Source organism: Lacrimispora amygdalina (assembly GCF_003432035.1).
GTDB lineage: Bacteria > Bacillota > Clostridia > Lachnospirales > Lachnospiraceae > Lacrimispora > Lacrimispora amygdalina.
On the sequence record NZ_QOHO01000075.1, the window covers coordinates 36,057 to 61,401 of the forward strand.

General features: G+C 41.9%; 15 protein-coding genes. 11 read left to right on the forward strand and 4 right to left on the reverse strand.

What is annotated here, in order from left to right; translation table 11 throughout:
- Window positions 1–73: 73 nt before the first annotated feature.
- Window positions 74–1,087: a LacI family DNA-binding transcriptional regulator gene (locus tag DS742_RS22440; RefSeq protein ID WP_117419192.1), complete on the reverse strand. Its 1,014-nt coding sequence runs from the start codon at window positions 1,085–1,087 to the stop codon at window positions 74–76.
- A gap of 158 nt (window positions 1,088–1,245) precedes the next feature.
- Between DS742_RS22440 and DS742_RS22445 the strand changes: the two genes are divergently transcribed.
- The 7 genes from DS742_RS22445 (at window position 1,246) to DS742_RS22475 (ending at window position 10,309) form a co-directional block, all read left to right on the forward strand.
- Window positions 1,246–2,646 carry an L-fucose/L-arabinose isomerase family protein gene (locus DS742_RS22445; RefSeq protein WP_117419193.1) on the forward strand — a complete coding sequence of 467 codons (1,401 nt, stop codon included), beginning with the start codon at window positions 1,246–1,248 and terminating at the stop codon, window positions 2,644–2,646.
- Window positions 2,647–2,662: 16 nt separating this feature from the next.
- Window positions 2,663–3,481 (forward strand): transketolase, encoded by an 819-nt coding sequence (locus DS742_RS22450; protein WP_117419194.1) that lies wholly within the window; start codon window positions 2,663–2,665, stop codon window positions 3,479–3,481.
- Window positions 3,478–4,422 (forward strand): transketolase family protein, encoded by a 945-nt coding sequence (locus DS742_RS22455; protein WP_117419195.1) that lies wholly within the window; start codon window positions 3,478–3,480, stop codon window positions 4,420–4,422. The genes DS742_RS22450 and DS742_RS22455 overlap by 4 nt, the downstream gene beginning before the upstream one ends.
- Entirely contained in the window at window positions 4,419–5,891 is a 1,473-nt protein-coding gene (locus tag DS742_RS22460) for an FGGY-family carbohydrate kinase (RefSeq protein WP_117419196.1), read from the forward strand. The genes DS742_RS22455 and DS742_RS22460 overlap by 4 nt, the downstream gene beginning before the upstream one ends.
- Window positions 5,848–6,954, forward strand: coding sequence for a LacI family DNA-binding transcriptional regulator (locus tag DS742_RS22465; protein WP_170313549.1), 1,107 nt, complete (start codon window positions 5,848–5,850; stop codon window positions 6,952–6,954). Before DS742_RS22460 ends, DS742_RS22465 begins: the two co-directional genes overlap by 44 nt.
- A gap of 202 nt (window positions 6,955–7,156) precedes the next feature.
- A complete protein-coding gene (locus DS742_RS22470) occupies window positions 7,157–9,010 on the forward strand; it encodes a beta-glucoside-specific PTS transporter subunit IIABC (protein WP_117419198.1) in 1,854 nt (617 codons plus the stop codon).
- 21 nt (window positions 9,011–9,031) lie between these two features.
- Window positions 9,032–10,309: a glycoside hydrolase family 140 protein gene (locus DS742_RS22475; RefSeq protein ID WP_117419199.1), complete on the forward strand. Its 1,278-nt coding sequence runs from the start codon at window positions 9,032–9,034 to the stop codon at window positions 10,307–10,309.
- A gap of 81 nt (window positions 10,310–10,390) precedes the next feature.
- Here DS742_RS22475 and DS742_RS22480 read toward each other — a convergent pair whose 3' ends face one another.
- A complete protein-coding gene (locus DS742_RS22480) occupies window positions 10,391–11,221 on the reverse strand; it encodes a pentapeptide repeat-containing protein (protein WP_117419200.1) in 831 nt (276 codons plus the stop codon).
- A gap of 204 nt (window positions 11,222–11,425) precedes the next feature.
- On the opposite strand from DS742_RS22480, the gene DS742_RS22485 reads away from it, so the two are divergent.
- A complete protein-coding gene (locus tag DS742_RS22485) occupies window positions 11,426–11,986 on the forward strand; it encodes a PadR family transcriptional regulator (protein ID WP_117419201.1) in 561 nt (186 codons plus the stop codon).
- Window positions 11,986–12,459 (forward strand): flavodoxin family protein, encoded by a 474-nt coding sequence (locus tag DS742_RS22490; protein WP_117419202.1) that lies wholly within the window; start codon window positions 11,986–11,988, stop codon window positions 12,457–12,459. Before DS742_RS22485 ends, DS742_RS22490 begins: the two co-directional genes overlap by 1 nt.
- An 8-nt stretch (window positions 12,460–12,467) precedes the next feature.
- On the opposite strand, the gene DS742_RS22495 is transcribed toward DS742_RS22490, so the two are convergent.
- Entirely contained in the window at window positions 12,468–13,277 is an 810-nt protein-coding gene (locus tag DS742_RS22495) for an MBL fold metallo-hydrolase (protein ID WP_117419203.1), read from the reverse strand.
- 69 nt (window positions 13,278–13,346) lie between these two features.
- Between DS742_RS22495 and DS742_RS22500 the strand changes: the two genes are divergently transcribed.
- Window positions 13,347–13,979: a DUF3267 domain-containing protein gene (locus DS742_RS22500; protein WP_117419204.1), complete on the forward strand. Its 633-nt coding sequence runs from the start codon at window positions 13,347–13,349 to the stop codon at window positions 13,977–13,979.
- Here DS742_RS22500 and nudC read toward each other — a convergent pair whose 3' ends face one another.
- Entirely contained in the window at window positions 13,980–14,846 is an 867-nt protein-coding gene (nudC, locus tag DS742_RS22505) for an NAD(+) diphosphatase (protein WP_117419205.1), read from the reverse strand.
- 456 nt (window positions 14,847–15,302) lie between these two features.
- Between nudC and DS742_RS22510 the strand changes: the two genes are divergently transcribed.
- Complete coding sequence (locus DS742_RS22510; RefSeq protein ID WP_117419206.1) at window positions 15,303–25,277, forward strand: SpaA isopeptide-forming pilin-related protein; 9,975 nt, start codon at window positions 15,303–15,305, stop codon at window positions 25,275–25,277.
- Window positions 25,278–25,345 lie beyond the last annotated feature (68 nt).

Below are 25,345 nucleotides of genomic sequence, written 5' to 3' on the forward strand. Positions count from 1 at the left end.
GAACAGATATTGATTGAGTTTTGATGTCAAATCTGTTCTCTTTTACGTTGTCCTTTTTTGTATTCCATTAATATTAAGTAGATTTTCTAAGAACCAGAGAGGTACTGATCTCGATTTTTACGGGGGAAGAGGATTTGGTTTGAATAAGCTCTGCCATACGCTTTGCTGCCATCAATCCCATATATTGCTTGGGTACGTGAATGGTTGTGAGGGGTGGGTCCAGGAAGGTACACAAAGGCATATTATCAAAACCGATTACAGCGACATCCTGTGGAACCCGGTATCCGTATTCCTTCAGCGCTTTAATGGCCCCGGCTGCAATAAGATCATTGTCCGCAAAGTAACAGTCTGACGGAGTTTCTCCCTGTTTTAAAATAGCCGTCATGTCAGCATAGGCACCATCCATGGACGGAGATAATTTATAAACCTTTGAATTGGAAACGGACATGCCGTTTTTTCTGACTGCCTGGTAAAAGCCGTCAGATCTTTGCTCAAAATTCTTGATGGGATAAGAGGATTTTAGATATCCCGGCTGTTTTTTTCTCTTTCTGATCAGATAGTTTGCCGCAAAAAAAGCACCCTGTACATTATCAATTATGACACAGTCTGTGCTCCGGTTTTCAAAACAGGTATCTACGACTACGACAGGAACAGGAAGATTTAAAAATGGTTTAAAATCTTCTTCCTCCATTTCTGTTCCCAGAAGCAGAATACCCCTGCAGCCCAGACGTACCATCTCTGAGACTTTGGAAGGAATATCATCTTCTTCATAAAGATAAGAAATGTTCAGGTAATAACAGGCTTCTTTGCAGCCAGTATCAATTCCTTCTGATAATTGGGAAAAGAAAGGGGTATCTGAAACAACGGCACCGTTTTTCTTATATATGATAAATTGTATCATGCCGTGGGGGCTGGTACTCACGGAGGTTTCTTTTATTCTTGAAAAGTCATAATCATGTTCTTTGGCAGCCGCTATGACCTTCTTTCTCGTCTGGGTGCTGACGCCTGGCTTATGATTAAGAGCCATGGAGACTGCAGCCTCTGAAAGATTAAGCAGTTTAGCTAGCTCCTTTGCTGTTATGGACATCAGGATGGGCTCCTTTCTTACAGATAAACTCTTTTTTAACAACTTAACAGATTAAGTAGATTAAGTCAATAATATACTATATTTTACTTAATTATTAATTGTAATTAAGTTTGCTCCAGTAAATAATATGGGTAACAGTTAAAAAAGGAGACATGTGTATGACGAATATAGTATTGGGATTCGCGCCCACGAGAAGGAGCATATTCTCTGCGCCGGACGCAGTTAAATATGCGGATTTAACCAGAAAGAAACTGGAGGAAATGGGAGTTACTTTTGTTGATATCACAGATATTTCAGAGGATGGATTGCTGCATAAGGAAGATGACAGAATAAAGATAGCAGAGAAATTTAAAACTGAAAAGATTGATGGTCTGTTTATCCCCCACGGGAATTTTGGAACAGAATATGAAGCAGCCAGATTATGCAGAGAATGCAGCGTACCGGTACTGCTGTGGGGACCAAGAGATGAAAGACCGGATGAAAATGGGATCCGCCTTCGGGATAGTCAGTGCGGGCTATTTGCTACCGGAAAGGTTCTTCGGAGATTTAAGATTCCTTTTACATATTTATGTAACTGCCGACTGGAGGATGAAGCTTTTTACAGAGGAGTTACTAATTTTCTGGCAGTATGCAGCGTGGTAAAGGCATTTAAAAATACCCGCATTCTTCAGATAGGACCAAGACCTTTTGATTTCTGGTCTACAATGTGCAATGAAGGTGAACTGCTTGAGAAATTTAATATCCAGCTGGCACCCATCCCCATGCCGGAGCTTACCAGAGAAATAAACCAGGTAAAAGAGGATGAAAACAGGATTCAGGAGATAGTAGATTACTGTAAGAAAAATTTTGAAGTAGGTATATGTGATGAAGATTTAAAGACTGTGGCAGCCCTGAAAGCGGCTATGAGAGCCCTGGCAGAACGCTACGGGTGCAACGCAATTGCCTTACAGTGCTGGAATGCGCTCCAGGACGAAATTGGAATTATGCCCTGTGCAGCCAACAGTCTGTTAAACGAAGAGGGTCTTCCGGTTGTATGTGAGACTGATATTCATGGTGCAATTACAGCAATTATGTGTGAGGCAGCAGGGCTTGGTGAAACGAGGACATTTTTCGCTGACTGGACTGTTCGGCATCCTGACAATGAAAATGGAGAACTGCTGCAGCACTGTGGTCCCTGGCCCCTGTCCTGCGCAGCGTGTAAGCCTTCTATCGGGTATCCACTTGCTTTCAGCCATCCGGGAGCCGTGGAAGCTCAGGCAAAACTGGGTGAGATGACGCTCTGCCGTTTTGATGGGGACAATGGAGATTACAGCCTGCTTCTTGGCAATGCAAAAGGAATTGAGGGTCCCTACACCAAGGGAACCTATGTATGGGTGGAGGTTGAAAATCTAAAGAGGCTTGAAGCCAAAATTGTGGAAGGACCTTATATCCACCATTGTGTTGGAATTCATAAAAATGTGGTTCCGGTGCTGTATGAAGCATGTAAATATCTTGGTATTAAACCGGATCTGTACGATAACAATGACGAAGAAGTAAAAGCTTGGATACGGGGCGAATAGGAAAGGACGGTAAAACATGGACAGACTCACCAGGAAAGCTTATGAACTTCGAAGAGATGTAATTGAGGAAGTATATCGGTCAAAAGCCGGTCATATTGGTGGAGATTTAAGTGTGATTGATATCTTAACTGTGCTCTATTTTGAAGTAATGAATGTCAGTCCCCAAAACTGGAAGAATGATGACAGAGACCGGTTTTTACTGAGTAAGGGACATTGCACAGATGCACTCTACATAACTCTGGGAGACCGGGGATTTTTTGACAAGCAGATAGCCATAGATACATTCAGCAGATTTGGTTCTGAATTTATTGGCCACCCCACAATGGATGTACCTGGAATAGAGATGAATTCGGGATCATTGGGGCACGGACTTTCTCTGGGAGTGGGAATGGCACTGGCAGCCAGAATGGATGGCCGGTCATACAGAACCTATGTTGTGCTGGGAGACGGTGAAATGGCCGAAGGATCTAATTATGAAGCTATGATGGCAGCCGGACATTATGGTCTGGACCAGCTGTGTGCAACGGTTGATTTAAATGGTCTCCAGATCAGCGGTACAACAGACGAAACCATGAAAAGCAATGATCTTGGTAAAAAGTTCAGAGCATTTGGCTGGAATGTCATAGAGGTGGAAAACGGCAATGACTGCTTACAGCTTCTTGCGGCCTACAAGGAAGCAGAAAGAAAAAAGGGTTGTCCCTCTGTAATTCTTGCCCATACCACAAAAGGAAAAGGGGTGTCATTTATGGAAAACCAGAAGAAATGGCATCATGGTGTCATGACAGAGGAACAATACCAAAAAGCAGTAAAAGAATTGGAGGGGGTGCTGGCATGAATCAGATAACAAACAGACAGGTGATTTGTGATTCACTGACAGAGGCAGCAAAGGAAGATAAGGATATTGTGGTGGTATGCTCGGATTCCAGAGGTTCCGCATCCCTTGCACCGTTTGCGGAGCAGTACCCCAACCAGTTTGTTGAAGTGGGAATTGCAGAGCAGAATCTGGTATCGGTGTCCGCAGGGCTGGCATCCTGTAAAAAAAAGGTTTTTGCAGCGTCGCCGGCAAGCTTTTTATCAACCAGAAGCTACGAACAGGTAAAGGTAGATGTGGCTTATTCAAAAACCAATGTTACGTTAATCGGAATCAGCGGAGGTGTCAGTTATGGAGCACTGGGCATGACCCATCATTCCTGCCAGGATATTGCTGCCATGGCCAGCCTGCCGGACATGCGGGTTTATCTGCCATGTGACCGTTTCCAGACCAGAAAGCTGATAGAGGCACTTCTTGAGGATGAAAAACCCGCTTACGTAAGGGTCAGCCGCTCTGCAACAGAGGATGTATATGAAGAAAATATGGATTTTAAACTGGATCGTGCCAATGTGATCAAAGATGGAACAGATGCAGTCATTATATCCTGCGGAGAACTGCTTCCTTATGCAGTGAAAGCAGCAGAAGAGCTGGAAAAAGAGGGATATCGTATCGGTCTGATCGATATGTACTGCTTAAAGCCGATGGATGAAAGAGCTGTGGTGGATGCAGCAGAGAAAGCTGATTTAATTGTGACAGCAGAGGAGCATTCCCCTTACGGCGGTCTTGGGAGCATGGTGGCACAGATTGTGTCTGCCAACTGTCCGAAAAAGGTGGTGAACCTGGCTCTTCCTGACGGTCATATCATTGCAGGCACGAATCATGAAATATTTAAATATTATGGTTTGGATGACCAGGGGATTAAAAAGGCGGTATTAGACGGATTAGGTCAGGGGCTGGTAAAATGAAATATGTGATTGCAATAGATCAGAGTACTCAGGGAACAAAAGCCGTTCTCTTTGATCAGACAGGAAAGCTGAGGGGAAGGGCAGACCGGAAGCACAAACAGATTGTCAATAAAAAAGGCTGGGTATCCCATGATCTGAAAGAAATTTATGAAAATTTGATTTTAGCTGTAAGGGAAGTGCTGGATCGTTCCGACATAGGAAGAGAGAATGTGGCAGCGGCAGGTATCAGTAACCAGAGAGAATCAACCGCTGTGTGGAGCCGGAGCGGGGAGCCTTTCGCTCCTTCTGTTGTATGGCAGTGCAGCCGGGCAGCCCGGATCTCTGACCGATTTCAGAACTTTAGTCCCGTCATTTATGAGAAGACGGGCCTTCCCCTTTCGCCCTATTTTCCGGCAGCGAAAATGGCATGGCTTTTAGAAAATGTTTCTTTAAAGGAACCGTATTGTCTGGGAACAATGGACAGTTATCTGGTTTACAGGCTAACAAAGGGAAACAGCTTTTTAACGGATTATTCCAATGCTTCAAGAACCCAGTTATTTAACCTCCATACGTTAGAATGGGATGAGGAGCTGTGCCGGATGTTTGGGGTGCCCATAGAGGCACTTCCCAGAGTTTGTGACAGTAATGCCTGCTTTGGGTATACGGATTTTGAGGGATACTTAGATCTGCCGGTTCCAGTATACGGAGTAATGGGAGATTCCCACGCGGCCTTGTTTGGGCAGGGATGCCATATGCCGGGACAGGCAAAGGCAACCTATGGTACGGGCTCTTCCATTATGATGAACGCAGGGGATTCATTTATAAAAAGCAGTGCAGGTCTTGCGACCTCTCTTGCGTGGGGGATGAACGGCCGTGTAGAATATGTTTTAGAGGGGAATATTAATTATGCGGGAGCAGTGATTTCCTGGATGAAAAATGAAATGGGTCTCATTTCTTCGGACGAGGAGGCAGAAGATCTTGTTAATAAAGCAAATCAAAAGGATACTGCAGTACTAATTCCTGCATTTACGGGACTTTCCGCACCGTACTGGAGAGAAAATGCCAGAGCCATGATTCTTGGTATGAGCCGGACTACGGGCAAGGCAGAGCTTGTAAAAGCAGCTGTTGAAAGCATTGCCTTTCAGGTATCGGATGTGCTTACTGCCATGGAAAAGGACAGTAAAAAAGTATTAAAAGAACTTTGTGCAGATGGCGGGCCTGCTAAAAACCGTTATCTGATGCAGTTTCAGTCTGACATATCGGATATCAGGATGCGGGTATCCAGACAGGAGGAACTTTCTGCAATCGGGGCCGCTTATATGGCAGGAATCGCGTCTGGAATTTATGACAGGGATAAAATATTTACGAATATTGATTATGATATTTATGACAGCCATATGGGCATGGAAAGCAGAAACGAGAGAAAAAACCGATGGAGGGAGGGGATTGATCTGGTCTGCAAAAATGCCGGTGGCTGTGAAACATCATGAAAGAGAGGACACGGCAATGCGGCTGAAAGCAAAGGATATTGCGGCGGCGCTTGGAATATCTCCGGCGACCGTTTCCCTTGTTTTAAATAATAAGCCGGGGGTTAAACCGGCAACAAGAAAAAGGGTTCAGAACTATATCCTGATGGAAGAAGAGAAAAATAACAGCAGGTTAAGGGCTGAGTATAACGAAAGTAAAGGGACTGTGCTGATGCTTAACTATATTAAGCATGGAATTATTTTAAAGCAGAGGGAAAACAGACGGGACCCTCTGCTTTTTGGTGATTTTGAATGCATTTGTAATAAAGCAGGATACCGGTTTGACTACCAGGAATTTTATGAGAAAGCAGGAAATCTGGAAAAATTACTGGATAAATGCAGGAGAAGTGATATAAAGGGGATTTATATGATGGCAGCGGAAATGAATTACAGTGATATTTATCCCTTTGGCCAGCTTAAAATCCCTGTGGTGGTGGGGGATAATCTGTTTTATGAACAGGGTATGGACAGCTTTCTTATTGATAATAAAGAGGGAATCTGCAGAGCTGTGGATTATCTGGTTGATAAGGGACACAGCTATATTTCCTATCTTGCGGAGAAAGTTGACATCTTTAATTTCACGGAACGGAGAGAGGCATTTGTGGAAGAAATGGAGAAACGGCACTGCGGGGATGGGAGCAGCCGCATTATCCGTTTAGGCAACCAGATTGATGAAGTGTATGAAGCGATGAACCGTTATTTAGACGGAGGGATTAAGAAAACAACTGCTTTTGTCCTTGAAAGTTCTGTGATATCACTGGGAGTAAGCAAAGCCCTTTTAGAGAGAAATATCCGGGTACCGAAAGAGATATCCTTAATCGGGTTCGATGCACTTCCAAAGCTTAGTATACCCGGTATTAATCTTACATTAATAAAGGGTACCCATACGATGAGGCATAAAGCTGCCATGAGTCATTTAATCCGTCATATAGAGGATGAAGAAGGGGAAATGGTTCGGGTTTACTACAAGACCAGGCTGCTGGAGGGAGAAAGTGTATTTGATAAGAACAAATACATTTATAAATGATTTTATTTAAAGAAAATTTAAAAACCTATCATAATTACACAAAAAATGTGGAAATACATGGCGAAAAACTATGGTATTTTGATTGATACGGAGAAAAGTGCCAAGGGGATTGATTGAGAAAAAAACGGGTGTTAGTATGAAATTACAAAGCAATTTACGAAGAAGGTTCAAAGGGTATGACTCAATCTCAGGAGGGATAATCATGGCTAAGAAAAATTACGATGAGCTGGCGAAACAGATAGTGGCCAGCGTAGGGGGAGCGGATAATGTTAATTCGCTGATTCACTGTGCAACAAGATTGCGGTTCCAGATTAAGGATCCGGCTAAAGTTGATAAAAAAAGGCTGAGTCAGACGGAAAAGGTTATAACGGTGGTGGAAGCAGGCGGTCAGCTTCAGGTAGTGATCGGAAATACTGTGGGAGATGTTTATGATTCCATATTAGCAACCTCATCCATAAAAGCCGGGGATATGAGTACGGAGGGCAAGGAGAGTAAAGATAAAAATATCATAAATTTGTTTATGAGTACTGTTTCCGGAATCTTTGCACCCATACTGGGAGCGATGTCCGGAGCCGGTTTGCTAAAGGGGCTCCTCATTCTGTTTACAACGATGGGATGGTTGTCAAAGGACATGGGAACTTACCGGATTTTATTTGCAGCGGCAGATGGTGTGTTTACATTTCTTCCGGTTTTTCTTGCCTATACAGCGGCTAAGAAATTTAAGGCAGATCCTTTTGTGTCAGTGGCAATTGCGTCCGCGCTGATGTATCCGGATTTATCAGCGGCATTTGCTGCAAAAGAATCTCTCACATTTTTAAATATACCGGTAGTTCTTGTGAGCTATACTTCGTCAGTAATACCAATTATTCTTTCCGTTTTTGTACTTTCTAAGCTGGAAAGAGGGCTGCGGAGAATTCTTCCGGATATAATTAAAAATATTTTCACACCGCTTTTATCTCTTGCAATTATGGTGCCTTCTACCTTTCTGGTACTAGGTCCCATCTCTGATTTTGCGGGAAAAATGCTGGCCGGAGGTTATACTGCCATGGTCTCCGTCAATCCGATTATAGCAGGATTTATTCTGGGGCTTATATGGCCGGCAGCAGTTATGTTCGGACTTCACTGGGGATTCATTCCAATCGTTATAAATAACATTGCACAGACAGGAAGAGATACTCTGTTCACAATAACAGGACCTAATAATTTTGCTCAGGCAGGAGCCACATTGGGGGTATTTTTAAAGACTAAAAGCAAAAAGGTAAAAGATATTGCCGGACCGGCAGCAATATCCGCTGTACTTGCAGGTATTACAGAACCAGCAATCTACGGAGTAACATTGAAATACAAAAGGCCATTCTTTATCGGAGCATTTTTTTCCGGTATTGCAGGTGCAATTACCGCAGCAGTAGGAGCAGGAGCCCCTACAGTCTTAGGTACAAGCCTTCTTACAATGACAGGTTATATTGGAGTCGGTTTCGCGGGATTCTGTGCAGCATGTGCCATTGCATACTTTGGTTCTGCCATCTGCACGTATCTGTTCGGATATAATGATAATATGCTTCTTGAAGATGAGACTGCAGAGTCTTCAGCCGGTCTGGCTAAAAAGGAAGAAGAATTAACAGCACCTGTAAATGGAACTATCATTTCATTATTAGAAGTGAAGGACCAGGTATTTGCAGGAGGGGGATTAGGAAAAGGAAGCGCAATTATACCGGCTGAGGGGACTTTTTATGCACCTTGTGATGGAATGGTTGAAACCGCATATCCACACGCAGTGGGAATTAAGACAGACCTGGGAGCAGAAGTTTTTATCCATGTAGGCTTGGATACGGTAAAGCTGGAAGGTAAATATTTTGAACTTATAGTAAAAAACGGAGACAGAGTTAAGAAAGGTGATCTTCTGTTAAAAGCAGACTTAGACAGTATGAAGCGGGAAGGTTATGATGTCACTACCATGGTTTTGGTAACAAACAGCAATGAGTATGCAGATGTTTTAACGGCAGAGGCAAAAATGGCTGTGGCAGGAGATGTTATGATTCGCTGCATTCCCAGGTAACAGAAGATTTGGAGGTTTTCCATGAGCAGACTTAAGATACATGAGAACAAGAGGAATTTTACACTGGATGGCCGGGATTTCTTTTATCTGGCTGATACGGTATGGAGCGCATTTACTTCAATCACACTGGAGGAATGGGAAGATTATCTGGAAAGACGCTGGGTACAGGGATTTAATGTACTCCAGATTAATACTCTGCCGCAATGGGACAGATGTATGTCCGATGTAGGAGTATATCCGTTTTATACAGAGGATGGACAGAAATTTGATTTTACCAGGTGGGATGAAGCATATTATTCCAGAGCAAGGAAGATGTGCCGTATGGCTGTTGATAAGGGATTTCAGCTGGCACTGGTGGTGTTGTGGCTTAATTATGTTCCGGGAACCTGGGGGAGCAGACTGGTAGATTTTAACGTAATGCCGGAGGAGTTTGTCAGTACTTATGCAGAAAAAACAGTGGAAGTATTTGACGAGTTTGAACCTATTTATGTAATCAGCGGTGATACGGATTTTGATACGGATGAAGCAGTCTCCTATTACGAAACAGCACTGAAGACAGTATGCGAGAAATCGCCCCATTCATTAAAAACAATGCATATTAAGAGGGGATATGATTATATACCGGAACAGTTTTTAGATCGGCTGGACTTTTATATGTATCAGTCGGGGCATTTTGCAGATGGACAGGATATGGCATACCTGCTTGCAGAAAAATTTTACAGGGATTATCCGGTAAAACCGGTTGTGAACGCAGAACCCTGCTATGAACAGATGGGATACAGCCGGAAGATGTATGGACGTTTTCAGCCGTATGATATACGAAAGGCAGCGTGGAGCGGAATTCTGTCCGGTGCATGCGCAGGTGTTACGTATGGTGCCCATGGAATCTGGAACTGGAAAAAAACAGGAAAGAAGCCAAATCCGGTGTTAGGTGAGGGGTTTGATGAAGCGTTTCCTGCCAGGGAGGCAATTCATTTTCAAGGAGCCTGGGATTACGGATTTATTGCAAACTTTCTGGAAACCAATCGTATTGGAGAACTGATACCCGCACAGGAGCTTATACTTGGAAAATCAGAGCAGATTCGGATGGCTGTAACCGGTGATAAGCGGTACCTTATCTATGTTCCTTATACAACAAGGATCGTTTTAGATAAGGAACTTAAGGGGTATTCCGGTAAAGCAGTGGATCTTATCACGGGAAGAACGTCACGAATCAGGCTGGCTTCAGAGGCGGGAAAAACGTCTGTGTCCATGCATAACTTTAAAGGCGATGGACTTATAATACTTGAAAGATATTAAGAGATATGAAAAAATACAGGGGAAGTGATAATTAACTTTCTCCTGTATTTTTTATTCTTAAAATTTATTATTCTAACATTGTTATATCCAGGATGCCGGATGGCATAAACTGCCAGGTAGTTTTGTGTTATTATTCCCATTTGCAGAATTAATCTGCATTTGTGTTAAAAAAATGCTCTCGCTTAAATCAGTATCTTTTAAGTTTGCATCCCGGATATCGGCACCTAAAAAATTTGTTTTCTTCAAACTGCATCCTGTAAAATTTGCAGCAATCATCAGTGACATGCTGAAGTCTTTTCCATCAAGATTTGCTTTTTTAAAGTTCTTTCCCAGATAAGTCATACCAGAATGGTTATTTGATGATGTATTTTGTGAAATTGTGCTGCATATTTGCTTCAGAACTGTGTTTACCTTTAATCTGTATTCTGAGAGATCAATCTTTGAACCATGATCTGGAAGCTTTTCTATTATCTGGTCATTCTCAATTATAAGTTCATCAATGGTTGATTTTAGACGTTTATCTGCTGTTAAATAATATGCTTCAACCAGGTACCACAGCATCTGATGCATTTGAAATACAGTCATAAACGTTTGAAAGATCATGTCTGCCTGTTTGGGGTTTGTTTTCCAGGAACCTTTTGATAAGCAGAGTTGAGTGGTTCTTTGACCTGCGCCGAAACAGTCATAGGCTAAACAACCTTTGTAATTCTTTTCAGAGAGTTTTGCGTGTATATTACATCCATAATCAGAATCGAGATAGACACATGGCGTTCCGGCCTCTTTATTGGAAGGAAAACCATCTGTTTTTGTACAGTATAGAGAAACACAACATAAACCACTGCAATTTTTACAATCTATTTTTAGTTTTACCGCATAATCAGCATATTTGTTATCAATATTTTTATTAGTCACTTTGAAACCGCCTTAAAATTTCTGTTTTAGTTAAATGTGTATTTATTTACGATCTTTTCGTAGATATTATATCATAGGGGCAAGTCTGTTACCATCACCTTTACAAAATCAACTCAGTAAAAGAAATAAGATTATAAAATTTCTGCTTGATTTATATATCAATTTGATATATCATAAAGTTATATTTCAAAAGGAGATGCACAAATGAAGGAAAACACGGGAAAATCAAAATATGTAATGCTGGGAATGCTTGCCCGTATGCCGCTGACCGGTTATACAATAAAAAAATGGCTGGAAAACGAATACAGTCATTTCTGGCAGGAAAGCTATGGACAGATATACCCTACGTTAAAAACGCTGGTTGCACAGGGACTGGCTGTCTGCTCTGACAATGGGGAACATGGTAACGGAAGGGGGCAAATCGTATACAGTATTACCGAAGCAGGAAGAAAAGAACTCTCGGACTGGATGCGTGAAAAACCGGAGATTGAGAAGCTTCGTTATGAGATACTTCTTAAAATTTCTTTTGGGGAGAATACCGAATCGGAAGTATTGATTGGACATCTGGACGATTTTATCAAAAGAAATGAGGAATTGGTAAAAGACATGAACAGATATATGGAGCAGATTACCCAGTTCAAAGATCAGGGAATCGATTGTACTTATAGCCGTCTGACTGCGCTCTGCGGTGTACATGTTTATTCTGCAATGAAGGATTGGGCGATAGAAGCCCGGAAAATTATATCTGAGAAAGGGGAATTATAATGAGCGTTTTAGTTGTATATTTTTCATTTGAGGGAAATACGAAATTGATCGCCGAAAAAATAAGGGAGACATTAAATGCGGATATGGTTGAATTGAAGACAAGCAAGAAGTATCCAACAGAGGGGCTTGGAAAGTATTTTTGGGGCGGAAAAAGTGTTGTTTTTGGAGATAAACCAACGTTGACAAATGAAAGCATTGATCTTAGCCGGTATGAAACGATTATAATTGGAACTCCGGTCTGGGCGGGATCGTTTGCACCGCCCATAAGAAGTTTTGTTAACGATTATAAAATAAAGAATAAACGGATTGCAATTTTTGCAAGCCATGGAGGAGGCGGAGCAGTGAAATGTTTTGCCAAACTGAAAGAAGCACTGCCGGAAAATAAATTTATAGGTGAAACTGCTTATGTAGAACCTAAGAAGAATCCGGAGAGTATTGACAATGCTGTGAAGTGGGCATCGGGACTTTTATAAAGGATTTGTCAGATAGTTATTGTCAGACCAACACCTACTTCATGTATGGGTAGGCGGTTGTTTATTTCAGCTTTAACCTTAAATGAGACACAGTGGCATGGGTATAGTTCACGTATTCCATTATCAATGAAATACTGAATTGTCTGTTCAAGTCTTGTGTCTGTATTAAAAAGATGAAAACCTCCAATTACTCCTAAAACAGTATTATTTTTACAAACAGTTTTTGCGTATTCGATGATATTGCAGATGCCGCTGTGTGAACAGCCTGTGATAATAAACAGCCCTTTGCTGCATTTATATACAAGGGCCGAATCGTCCAGGATGTAATCATCGCGGTAATGATTATTAGAAACTTTTTGCTCTCCAATTGGGTTTCTTGTTTCAAAAGAATTCGTATTGGGTATCTCGCCTAAAAAAATTATATTTTTGCTTATGGCAACCGGACGTTTTGTAACAAATAAGTTACAGGTTTTAGCTGTTGAATCTACCGTAAGATTCGAACCAATAGATTCTCCGGAATCTCTCTTTTCCTTAAAAACATCCGGATGAGCAAAAAGTTTTATATGAGATAAATCATATTGATCACTTAAGTAATGGAACCCGCCGGTATGATCATTATGACCATGAGAAAATACGATTTTAGTTAAATCAGATAAATTAATCTGCAGCTTATCTGCATTACTTATGAAAACATCAGAATATCCTGCATCAAACAATATTTTTTCAGCTTCATCTTCGATATAATAGCTGACAGCAGGCTCCCCTAAAAAGTACTTATCAATTAATGTATTGTTATCAACTAAAACGGTTAATTTCATAATGTACTCCTTAACGTGTATTTGTGTGATACAATATAAAAGTATTAAAATATAATATTTGAGGTGACAATGAAGTTTATTAAAAAAATACCGCCGGAAAATGTAGACAGAACCATGTATCTGAAGGAGCAGGGTTGGAATCGTTTAAAAGAACCAAAATCTGTTTCGGCCGCAATTCTGTGGTCTATGCCCATCAGCGTTATTTTGATGGTATCCGGAGCTGTATGGTGTTATTATTTATATCCGCCATTTAAGAAGCTGCTTTCCGGACCGCAGGTTTTTTCCCTGGAGATATCTATAGGTATAGAGATTGTATATTATCTTTTGGGAATGTTTTTATACCTTTTGATTCACGAGATGATTCATGCAGCATTTATACCAAAAGTATGGAAATCAGATAAGACATACTGGGGATTTAACGGATTGTTTGGTTTTGTATTTACGGAAGAGTTACTTTCAAAGAAAAGAATGGTTGTTATATCACTTATGCCGCTGTTTATTCTTTCGTTTGCTGTTCCGCTTCTTTTTGCAGTTACCGGTCATTTGAATGGTTATTTTATTTTTCTGAGTGTATTAAACGCAGGAGGTGCATGTGTTGATGTACTGAATGTTCTTCTTATTCTTTCACAGGTTCCCAAAGAGGGAAGTCTTATTGCTAATGGATATGCAACTTTTTATAGAAACACAGGAAGGAAAGCCTGATCAGGCTTTTCCTTCCTGTGTTTCGTTTATTTTCCCATTCTTAAACAACAGAATCATCTCGTGGGTCAGGCTGATATTGGTGAAATCATCGGGGATATCCTCAGGAGCCATCCAGACTGCTGTGGATAATTCGGTTTCATCCAGCGTGACTTGTGGAGAACCATCTAGCTCCGCCCAGTAACCCATTAAAATGGAATCAGAAAAGCCCCAGGGCTGGTTTTTATAGTAACGGATATTTTTAACACGCAGTCCTACTTCTTCCATGACTTCCCGGTTTACCGTATCTTCCAGGGTTTCACCAAATTCTGTGTATCCCGCCAGAAGTGCGTAACGGGTGTATTCCCTGCCTGCATATTTCGTAAGCAGCAGCTTTCCATCATGAATGATCCCGACAATGACAGCAGGCGCTATTTTGGGATAAACAGTGTTACCACAGGATGAACAGATCATAGAACGTTCTTTTTTACTTTTAATCATCTCTGATCCGCAGCATCCGCAGTATCGGTTGGTTGAGTAGAACCGGTGAAGCTGGGAAGCACAGACTGCTGAAAAAGATACCCACATAGGGGTTAATTCCCGTATTATACTGTTTTTATAAAGGCTGAGACCAGGAGTTTGGGCAAAAGTTACACTGGTTTCATCAGCCAGAAAAAAATCCATCTGATCGATGGAAAACAGAAAGTCACAATGGGACATGAAGCGGCCGCGGTCCTCTTCTTTTAATGCAGAAAACCGTGGGATTGTTTTGGTTTTACCTTCAGTCAGACAGATACTTCCATCAGAAAAGTAGAAAAAAAAGCTGTCAGCATTGGGTGTTTTAATTTCAAATTCGTTATGAAATACGTGGGGGAAAATATCCTGAATCATATGTTTAAGACCTTCTTCTTCGTAATTATCAAATCGACAGATGAACTTATTTTAGAATTAATCTGACGTTCTGTCAAGATGGCACCAGGATTAGCACTGTTATTATAAGTTAATCAGGGTTTTGCAAAAATTCCGCAATGCCGTATTTTAATATTACTATCAGCATACAGGAGTATAAATGTAAACAATTTAAAGTGGTAAAGTTAACAGTTAATATCAGACAATAATTTTATGTAAAAATATAACAAAAAATGTACTTAATTAACGAAAAAAAGCATACAAAGTAGTGGAAAAAACATTGTAAAAAATATTGGGTTAAAAATCAATAAGTAAACAAAAATAACTGGTTTGTAACCAGTCTCAGGTATACTGACAAAGAGGGAAATATTGCCATTTTATGGCTTGCATATAAAAGACAGAATGAGAAAGGAAAAATATATAAGGAGGGTGTGAAAAATGAAGGGAGCAATGAAAAAAATCCATCGCTTAAAACGGATTATTGCCTGGTTGTTAACAATAGCCATTGTTTCGGGAAATGTATCACAGCTCACCGCTACTACGGTTTATGCGGCAGAGTATACAGAACAGAAAACGGCTACTCCATCCAATGCGTCCAAGGCATCTCCGTCAGAAGCAACGCCGTCACAGGCAAAACAGGTAATCGATGTTAAAGTTACCCAGTCTGCCATAGAAAAAGTCCTTAAAAAGGATATTGACAAAAGACCTGAATTAAAAGAAGATTTAATTCCATTTAAAGGGGAACAAAAAGATCTGGTTATCGGAAAATTATATGAGGAACTGGAAGGCAAGACCTTAATTCTTCAAAGAAAAACAGGCAAGGCTATGTATCTTGTGGTAGTTTCTGATGCTCTTGACGGTGAACCCTTTCCCCAGACTGATGATTCAGACCGGATTAAACAGGAATCTATCCTTCAGAATGTTCAGATTATTGGTGTAAACGGATATAAGGATCGGGAATGTGAATTTCGTCTCAGGGTAGTAAGTGACAATTTTATTATTACACAAGCCCAGATGGATGAGTATGCGGTTGTTGGTGAAAATGCAGAGGAAACCGCTTTGCAAAATACCCAAAATAACGCATCCGGGGGTGCTTCTGCAGCAGAAACGGCAGCAGGAACAAACGCGGAAACATCCGGGGAAACAGCAGCAGAAACACAGGCCTTGGAATCCGATTCAGCAAATAAGGAAACCGAAGCTGCTATATCAACTGAGAAGGAATCAGAAGCTGCTAAGACGCAGGCAAATGAAGATGAAACTTCAAATACCGAATCAGATGATACAGCTATAGAAAATAAAGATGATGTGAAGCAGGAAGAGGTTGAAACGGAAAAAGCTGAACCGGAAAAAGCTGAGCCAAAGGAGGATAGTAATAATTCAGGCCATTCTGAAGCCGTCAGCGATATTTCAATTAGTAAAAATGAAGTAGTAGGTCAAAGACTTTCTCTCTCCAGACACGAGGTTCCGGTACTTACAGAGGCACTGGAAACAATTGCTACCTCTTCGAAAGCAGTTTTGGAAACAGAGACCTTTGATAGCGCAGATATTGTTTCTATCGGAGATGGCCGTGTTCTGTCTGGTGATGAAAAGTCTGCCTTAATGGGAATAGACGGGCAAGAGGAAGAAAGTAACTTCAGTCTTACCTCATTATTTGTTCAGCCTTCTTTCTCCATGGTAGTTCCCAGTTACGGAATTACATTATTAAACATGGAAGTAAGTGACGAGGCAAAGCTTTCTCCCTATGATACAGCATTAAGCTATTATGGAGATGATGCAACAGATAAAAAAGAAACAGTAGAAATCGATCTTGCCCAGAGTATGACCGGAGAGATAAAGGCAGGAAAGCTTTTTACTTATACCATCACCTATACAATGCAGCCTGCACCGGTTTATGAATATGCAGCAGGCGGAAAACTGCCCCTGTTTGATACATATGAAAATGCGGTCATTTATTTTACGGTTCCTGCCGGCATTACACTGGAGGAACAGAGCGGAAAAGTAGAACTCTATACTTCAGACAGCGAAAAAAGCGTCTATGCAATCCAGGCAGGAGATGAGAATCATAACATCCGTCCGGGAAAGTCGGATAATATAATAATTAACGCATATATAGACGGTAACGGTAAAAGGGCGGTAGGAGAGACGTTTTCCCTTTCTGAAAACAGCGTAGCATTTCATGCTGATGTTAAAGTTGCAGATAAGACGGATAAGGAAAACATTACATATCCGGGGAATATTCCAACAGTTACTTATGCCAGACAGCCGTCACAGACCCAGCTCCAACTGATTTCCGATGATGAGTGGCATATTAAAAAGAGAGTTTATCCTACGGATCAGTCTTACACTGTTATCAAGGATGATCAGGGGAATCCCCAGTATGTTGATATTACCTATATGATAGAGGTGGGAATGTATGGAAACCATGGTGAGATATCAAGACAGCCGGATGGAACCGTTTATCAGACTTACGGACGTACTGGATTTAAGGAAAATTCTTACCATATAACTGATACACTTTCTATAACAACCCCAAATGCTCCGGCAGAGATGAAACCGGTATCGGTCACTGCAGCATGGGGGGATGGAAGCAGCATACCTGTGAGACAAAACGGAGATGGCTCCATTGTAATAGATAATTATAAAACCCAGGGTCAAAACGGGGCTGATCATATTTATGTTTCGGAACTGGCACCGACCTACAGCTCTTATCTGGTCACAGCCAGGTATCCATTTGAACCATTTATTTTAAAATACAATGACCCGCGAGCGAATGATTCTTCCGTATTTACTGTTTTAAACCAGGCTCATCTGGAATACGTAAAGCTGGGAACCACTCTTATTATGAAAGATGATTCAGAAGCAGCTTTAGCGGTTCATGAAGTAAATAAACCCGCAGTCATTCAGTTAACGAAGATGCTGGATGAAGGAATCGGAGTTTTAAAACCTTATGATCTGACAATGGAAAGGGAATATCCCGGATTTGCCGAATTTGAGATTTACTCTGTGGATTCTATGGGGAATGAAACACCTTATGACAACTATACGGTTGTGGATCCAAATGGCAATGCTTTAAAAAAAGGAACAATAGCGGTTAATCCATCCAGCGAAGATGGAGAGAGCATCCCATATACAACTGGCAGCAGAGGCTATATTCAGATTCAGGCTGATCCTGGAACCTATGTGATTAAAGAAGGCAGGAAGCCTGCAGGAACAGAATACAGTTATGCAGTGGTGGATTCCCAGACCTTTAGAGACACTCAGGAGATTAAGTTCACCATTAAGGCCGGTGAGAATAAGGAAATCAAAGTAGTTAATAACGTTGTGGGAAAGGGTGCAATTGAATTTTATAAGAAAGCACGCACCTGGAACAGTGCGGATACAAAGGAGGCAGATTTAAGTCCATTAAGCGGTGCACAATTTACACTGATTGAGAAGGCAAGCGGTACTGAGGTAACAACGGTTCAGTCAGACGAGACCGGTCTGGTAAGGTTTAAGCCTGTTACACCCGGCGAATACATTGTCAGGGAAAAAAGTGCCAACGGATATATCATGGACACGAAGGAATACCCTGTTACAGTAAACAGGGGGCAAACTTCTGTCTTAAAGGAAGGCGGCAACTACCTTGTTAATACTTTAAACCAGGCAAAAGTTCAGATAACAAAGCTGCTTCAAAAGGACAGTGGGGCTTATGAAGCAGTCCCCCAGCAGTACAGAGGGAATTTTGACAACCATTTCTGGTTTGAATCCACTTCAGATGGAAGCAGCTGGTCCAGAGTTTCTGTAAATTCCAGGGATACCTATTCACTGGATGGCAACAGCGGATTTGAAGCGGTTCTTCCTGTTTACGACAGCAGCAGTCACCAGATTCGGTACAGAGTGGCGGAAGAACTTCCGGATGGATATTCGGATGGCAATTCTGCAGAAAGTGGGTTCACCACAGAAATTAAAAACGGTAAGGCTTATCTTTATAAAGAGTTTACTCTCGTACCATTAAAAACAACTTCATTCGATATTAAAAATAACAGACAAGGGATTTTAAAACTCCAAAAGGAGACATGGACGTTTGGAAATCAATGGTCAACCGGTTGGATCAATACAAGTAATTCCAATGCCGGTTACCAGTTTAAACTGTATGCTGCTGATAAAAATCAGAATAATTACAGCGAAGTAACTCCTGGAAAAATCTATGTCACTGATCAGAGTGGTATAATTACTGCCGGAAATCTGGATATCACCAAAGATTATTACTGGAGCGAGACCGGAAGTGCGGATCGCCTGGAGGCAGAGGAGGCAGAGAAAACTGTTGATCAGGCAATTATTAATGGAGTAAAGACACCTCTTATCGGTCCTTATACAGTCAGCAGGGAATCGGATACCAGTGTAAAGGCATATAACATACCTCAGAAAGTTCCTTACTGGCTTCACAAGTATGATATAACTGATAACAGTAAAAAAATCACTGCAACATTCCGCATTACAAGAATTTCGGATGGTGCGGAAGTATTTAATGGAACCGTTTCCCTGGAGGGAACCTTTGTTTCTCTTGATCCGGGAACAGCGTACCGGGTAGAAGAAGTACAGACACCGGCAAACTATGTTGGAACAGAGATACGGGAGTTTACTACACCAAGCGGACCGATTAACAAGGAACAACTGAAAGAATGGTTCTGGTATCCCAAAGAGGCCACGACCACCCATTTAAAGTTTTATAATAAACCATTCAAATCAGTTAATTTAAAGAAGGTTAAATATAATTCAAGTGGAAGCGTGGACAGTAACGTTAAGATTACCTTTGAAGTATATCAGAAAGATGGGGATCATTTTACAGCAGTTACACTTCCAGGCAATAAAAACACAATTGTATCCAATACTGATACGGTCATGGCACCGGGAACATATTACTTCAAGGAAATTCCGGGTTCGGATATTATCAATCCGCTGTTTCTGATGAACAACAAGGCAGATGGACAGTATGATGGTTATATCATTCAGAATGGGGCAGTGTATTACGGACCGGCAAACGTAACGGCAGCAGAGACAGCAGCAGATAAAAAAATGAATATCTACTTGAATGGAAACAAGTCTCTGGAAAACTATCAGAATATCGGAAAAGTGATGGTTACCAAAAAGGATGCCTTAAGAAATACGACAGTGAGCGGGGCTGTATTTGGAATTTATTTAAGATCTCAGTTCCGTGAGGATGACTGGGCAAACAGTATTAAAAATCCCATTCAGACAAAGACTTCCGGGACTAACGGTCAGGTAGTCTTTGACAGCAGTAAGCTGCGCATCTTCGATGACAGCGGAAACCGGATTCCCTATGTGATTGCTGAAATTACACCACCTTCGGGATATCTTCCTTCTTATGAAGTGCTGACAACTACACTGAAAGAGGGAAAAACGATATCCACTGTAAACGGAGAGTCAACGGGAGCACCTCTTGTTATTAAAAATGAGCCAAAGCTGACCATCCGCACCCAGAAATACTGGCGGGATGGCTGGAATGATCAGTTCTATGAGGTGAACAGGGCGTTAGGAAATGTAAATCTGGCTCTTTATAAAGTGAATCGAAACCAGCCGGATATTGCTGATTTTGTACAGGTACAGGTGACAAATGAATTTGACGGAATTGCTACCTTTAACGACATTGACCGGAATGATATCTATTATGTAGCAGAAGTCCGGGTTCCCGCAAGAAGTGAATCCAGACTGCCATTTGAATTAAATATGGGGAATAAAGAACCTCTTCCTATTGACAAAGGACAGCCGGCAAAGAGTCTTACGGTGGCGGATTTGGAGAACCGGTATAATGCGGTTATGTTTAGCGGAAAGGATCTTCCGGCTAATGCGGATTCACTGGTCAGATATACGAAACCTCTGTACAATTATAAATCCTGGATTCAGTTTAACATATGGAAAACCTGCGACGGGACAACAGTTGGAGGAGAAATCCATGATGAGCGCCACATGGTAAACGGTGCAAGATTTACACTCTATAAGATGCTTGCTGACACAAAGAATTTGTCCTCAGTTCAAATAAAGGATTTGGCTGATGAAAGCAGGTTTGAGGCAGAAGGCAGGTATGAGAGCGGCACCCGTATAGATCCCCAGACAGGTAAAAGGATGGACGGTCAGTTTGACACTGCTATTCTGGAGGATGGATATGTATACTGGCTGGTTGAGGATGAGGCGGCACCGGGTTATATTCTGGAGGAAGGCGGGAAGATCGCTGCTGTATTTGTTCCCGGCAATTCAGGATACAGTGGATATGATGATATCCGGCATACTTATCACAGTGAAAGAAATGAAAAAATAGCAGTTATTACCAACCAGCATTCAAACGGAGGAACCGGACTTGAAAATTACCATTTCCAGGTTGCTTTAAACAAATGGCTAAAGGATGACAGCACAGGAAAAGAACCCACACTTCTTGGCGGTGCGAAATTCCAGATATGGCTGTTAAATCCGGATAATAATGAAAAACTAATGCCTATTGATGTGGTGGAAACAGGCCTTGAATCTGACGGTACCTATAAAACAGGTTATGCATTGTCAAAAACCATCAGGCTGGATGAATTAAGCAATAAAATTACAGCAATGGGTAAAGATCCCAAGGATATCCTTCAATATAATGCAGAAGGTGACCCGGTTAAGTTATTGCTGGGGCTGGAAGAGATCTATGCTCCGTCTAAGGTTACCATAGATACAACGCTTCATCTTTTAAATGTTACGGTGCCCATTAACAAGGACCACATTGATGAGCAGTATTTCTGGGACAGCAGCAAATCGACTGCATTCAGGCTTATTAACAAGGTTTCCAAAGAATATCCGGTAACCCTTAAAAAATATGGCTATATCCCGGATACTGGTACATTCCATAAAACAGACGATGAACTGGAAGGCATGAATATTCAGAAAACACCTCTCTCAGGGGTTGCGTTTGAAGTCTGGCAGTATCAGTGGATTGGGTCCGGATATGATTACAGGAAATATGGGACCTACACAACGGACAATACCGGTAAGATTCTTATACCAGGAGGACTTCCTTCCGGTCTTTACCGAATGAAGGAAACATTAACTACAGAGCAGAAAAAACAATATATCACAATGTATACCGGTGACAGCGGGCTTTGGAGGTACTTTACCGTAGCAAGTTCGTCTCTGACAGTACCTGTTTACAATCCGCAAAAGCCAATGCTTGAGATAGAAAAGACTGCATGGAACGGAGATAGGCCGGAAGGACTTTCCGGTATTACATTTACATTAAAAACTCCTTCAGGAGGTCAGGTCACTGCTGTCACACAAAAGCAGGGGGACGGAAGATATCTTGCTGTTTTAAACGGACTTGAGAGCGGAACGTATACTATCATCAGTGAGACGCTGGGAAGCAGTGCTGAAAAGACGGCAGCAGATAATTATTTTGAACAGACAAACGTTTCTGTTGGTTACAAGCCGGTAGCTGACGGAGATAAAGTAACCCTGGTTCCTGTTGCAGATGGAATTACGGGCCAGCTGGCTGCACTGACCATTAAAAATCCAAGACTGGCACAGCTTACGTTACATAAAACAGACAGTGAGAATAATCAAAGCGGTACTTCCATGAAAGGTGCTGCATTCCGTTTGGAATATATGAAGTTCCGTACTGGTACAGATTTTGACGGAGTCTTTCTAAGGAATGTAGAAGATCCGGCTTACGAAAAGCCGGTGGATGGCTTTGGAACTTTGACCACAACGCTGGAAGATCAGGGGGATGGCTCCTATGTCCTTAAGAACTGCCAGCCAGGCTGGTACCGTATTACGGAAATAAAGGCACCGGATGGATATACAGTTGATACGGCATCTTTGGTAGTGGCTGTAACCGGAGACATGACCGGATCTTATCATGATACGGAAGTAACCTTTGAAAACCGTATGAAGGTTACCCTGACAATCATAAAGAAGCTTAATTTTGGTGATGGATTCGTAAATGACCAGGATATAAAAACAAAGCTTCCGTCTCAGGTGGTATTTGATGTATTCACCTATTCTGATGCGGAAAAGGCCTATAAGCCGGTCTATGATGAGAATAATCAGCCTGTAACCGTCACAATTAATAACTTTGAGGCAGCAGATGGTTATTATTCTGCAGAGGGTAAGGTGCTGCTGGCACAGAACCCGGAAGGCGGAGCCTACTATGTAAAAGAGCGGGAGAATCCTGATTGGATGCTGACTGGAGAAACAGGAGTGGCCAATGGCAGGCTATGGTCTGACGGCTATATCCAGGCAGGAACGGATTCCGATTTCACAACCAAGACTCCGGTTGCCATAGGAGTAGAAAATCAGTATGCAAAAGCAAGAATCCGCATTACGAAAGTGGATGCAGCAGATCCTTCAAATAAACTGTCAGGTGCGGCATTCAGCTTATATTCTGATCAGGCACTGACTTCCTATGTGGGAGATTTTAAGGAAATCGGAACAAGCGGAATCTATGAATTTTTACTTTCAACAAAGAAAAACAGTCCGGGAACTTATTATGTAAAGGAGACAAATGCCCCTCTGGGATATCTCACCATTGGGACAGCAATTCCGGAACAGGGACTGAAAGCGGAAACTGGTAAAACTACTGAAATTACCGTAGAAAACCAGGGAGGAATTGATTTCCAGATTACCAAATACAGCGGAGACGGGAAGACAGAAGCAGTAAAGGCAGGAATAACCTTTGAGCTATATAAAAAAGAAACCGGAAATATCTGGAGTTATGTAACAGAGGGAACCACAGATTCCCAGGGTAAGCTTTCCTTCCGGGGGCTGAAACAGGAGCCGGGATATTCTTACGGCTTGTACGAAGTACCTGTAAAGGATCATGGGTTTGATACCTTCCGTCTGGAATCGTTTGAAGGGGAGAATGGGAACATATTCCCGGTAACGGCGGATTTAATTAAGAACGGCGGGACCAGACCAGGACTGGATTTGTATGTGCTCTCAGACAATACTACCAAAGCACCTGGTGTATATCAGTTCACGGTGCATAATCAGGAAGCGCTGCCATTAAAACTATTTAAAAATGATATAAACAAACAGGATAATCCGTCCGGATCACTGAATGCGTTTGTAAAAATAACAAATAAAGAAACCGGAAAACAGGCAGGAGATATTGTATCGATACCCTATGGTGAGTCCGGAACTACAGTCATGCTGCTTCCCGGAACCTATGAGATTGAAGAGACCTCCATCACGCCTAATACAGATGGATATGTGATTAATCCGGATGACAGCAGAACTGTTTATAAAAAGGAAGTAACCATTGAAAAAGGAAATATTCCTCAGCCCTGCGAATTTACCAACGTGAAGCAGAAAACAGGAGTAACCCTTGACAAGACGACTCAGACCGCCTCTTTGAAAGATTTATGGTGGAATGACGGTCAGATGGTTACCTATACCCTTACGCCCGGAGCTGTTAATACTATTCCTCTTGATCAGTATGAAGTCACCGATCAGGGGCTGACCATGCTTGATTCAGGAAAAAATGTTCTTGATGAAAAAGAATACAGCGATGAAAAATATACCATTCTTTCTGTTAAACCGGGGAAAGCCGCGCAGACAAACCGGCTGAAAGAAGGAAGAACAGGAACGATTATGGCAGATGTAACCTTCTATGGTTTTGATGGAAATCAGACCGGAGAGGTGCAGAGCGTAAGCGTTTCCGGAGATGGTGAGATCGGTGAAATTAAGCCGGTTGGCGGCAGAAAAGTGAAATCATTTAAAATCAGTTACCGGGATGATACGTTAAAGGGATCTACGAAAAACGCTTATATACTGGGGCAGGATTTCGTACCAGGAACCATCACGGTTACTGCAAAGCTGAACCGTCAGGATGCAACGCTTGCTGGCGGAAGCTATAAGAAGGATATAAAATTTATCCGTAATAATGCAAGTGTATCGATGAAATACCGGAAATGGGATGTAAACGGAACGTTAAACCCCGGTCAGGAGGCCAGTCAGGCAGAAGCGTTATGTGATATTTCAGTAATTCAAAGCCAGGCTCCAATTCTGTCGGTGAGCAAAAATGTAAATCCTGTTAAGGGAGTACAGCCGGGTGATACGCTTACCTATACACTTACTGTAACCAATGCCACTACAAGCAGTGATACTGGAATTGCGCCTGTTCAAAAGCCGGTACTTGTTGATCTGGTTCCTCTGGGAGTAACTGTTTCAGGAGAAACTTCCGGCGAAGACCGGTTACTGACGGCAGTTACAGTGGAAAAAGCCCCGGGCGGTGTGACCATTGATAAGACTGTACGAAAAGTGGACCCGGATACCGGACGGGAGACCCTGTTTATCCGTCTGAATGGAAATCTGAAAAAGGGCGAATCTGTTACGGTATCGGTGAAGGCAAAAATTGCAGGAAATATAATTAACCCGAATTATTCATGATAATTCGTCCAGCAGTGGCTTACGCCGCATAGTTACAGTGTTTTTGATACTTTTTGCTTTCACCTAGC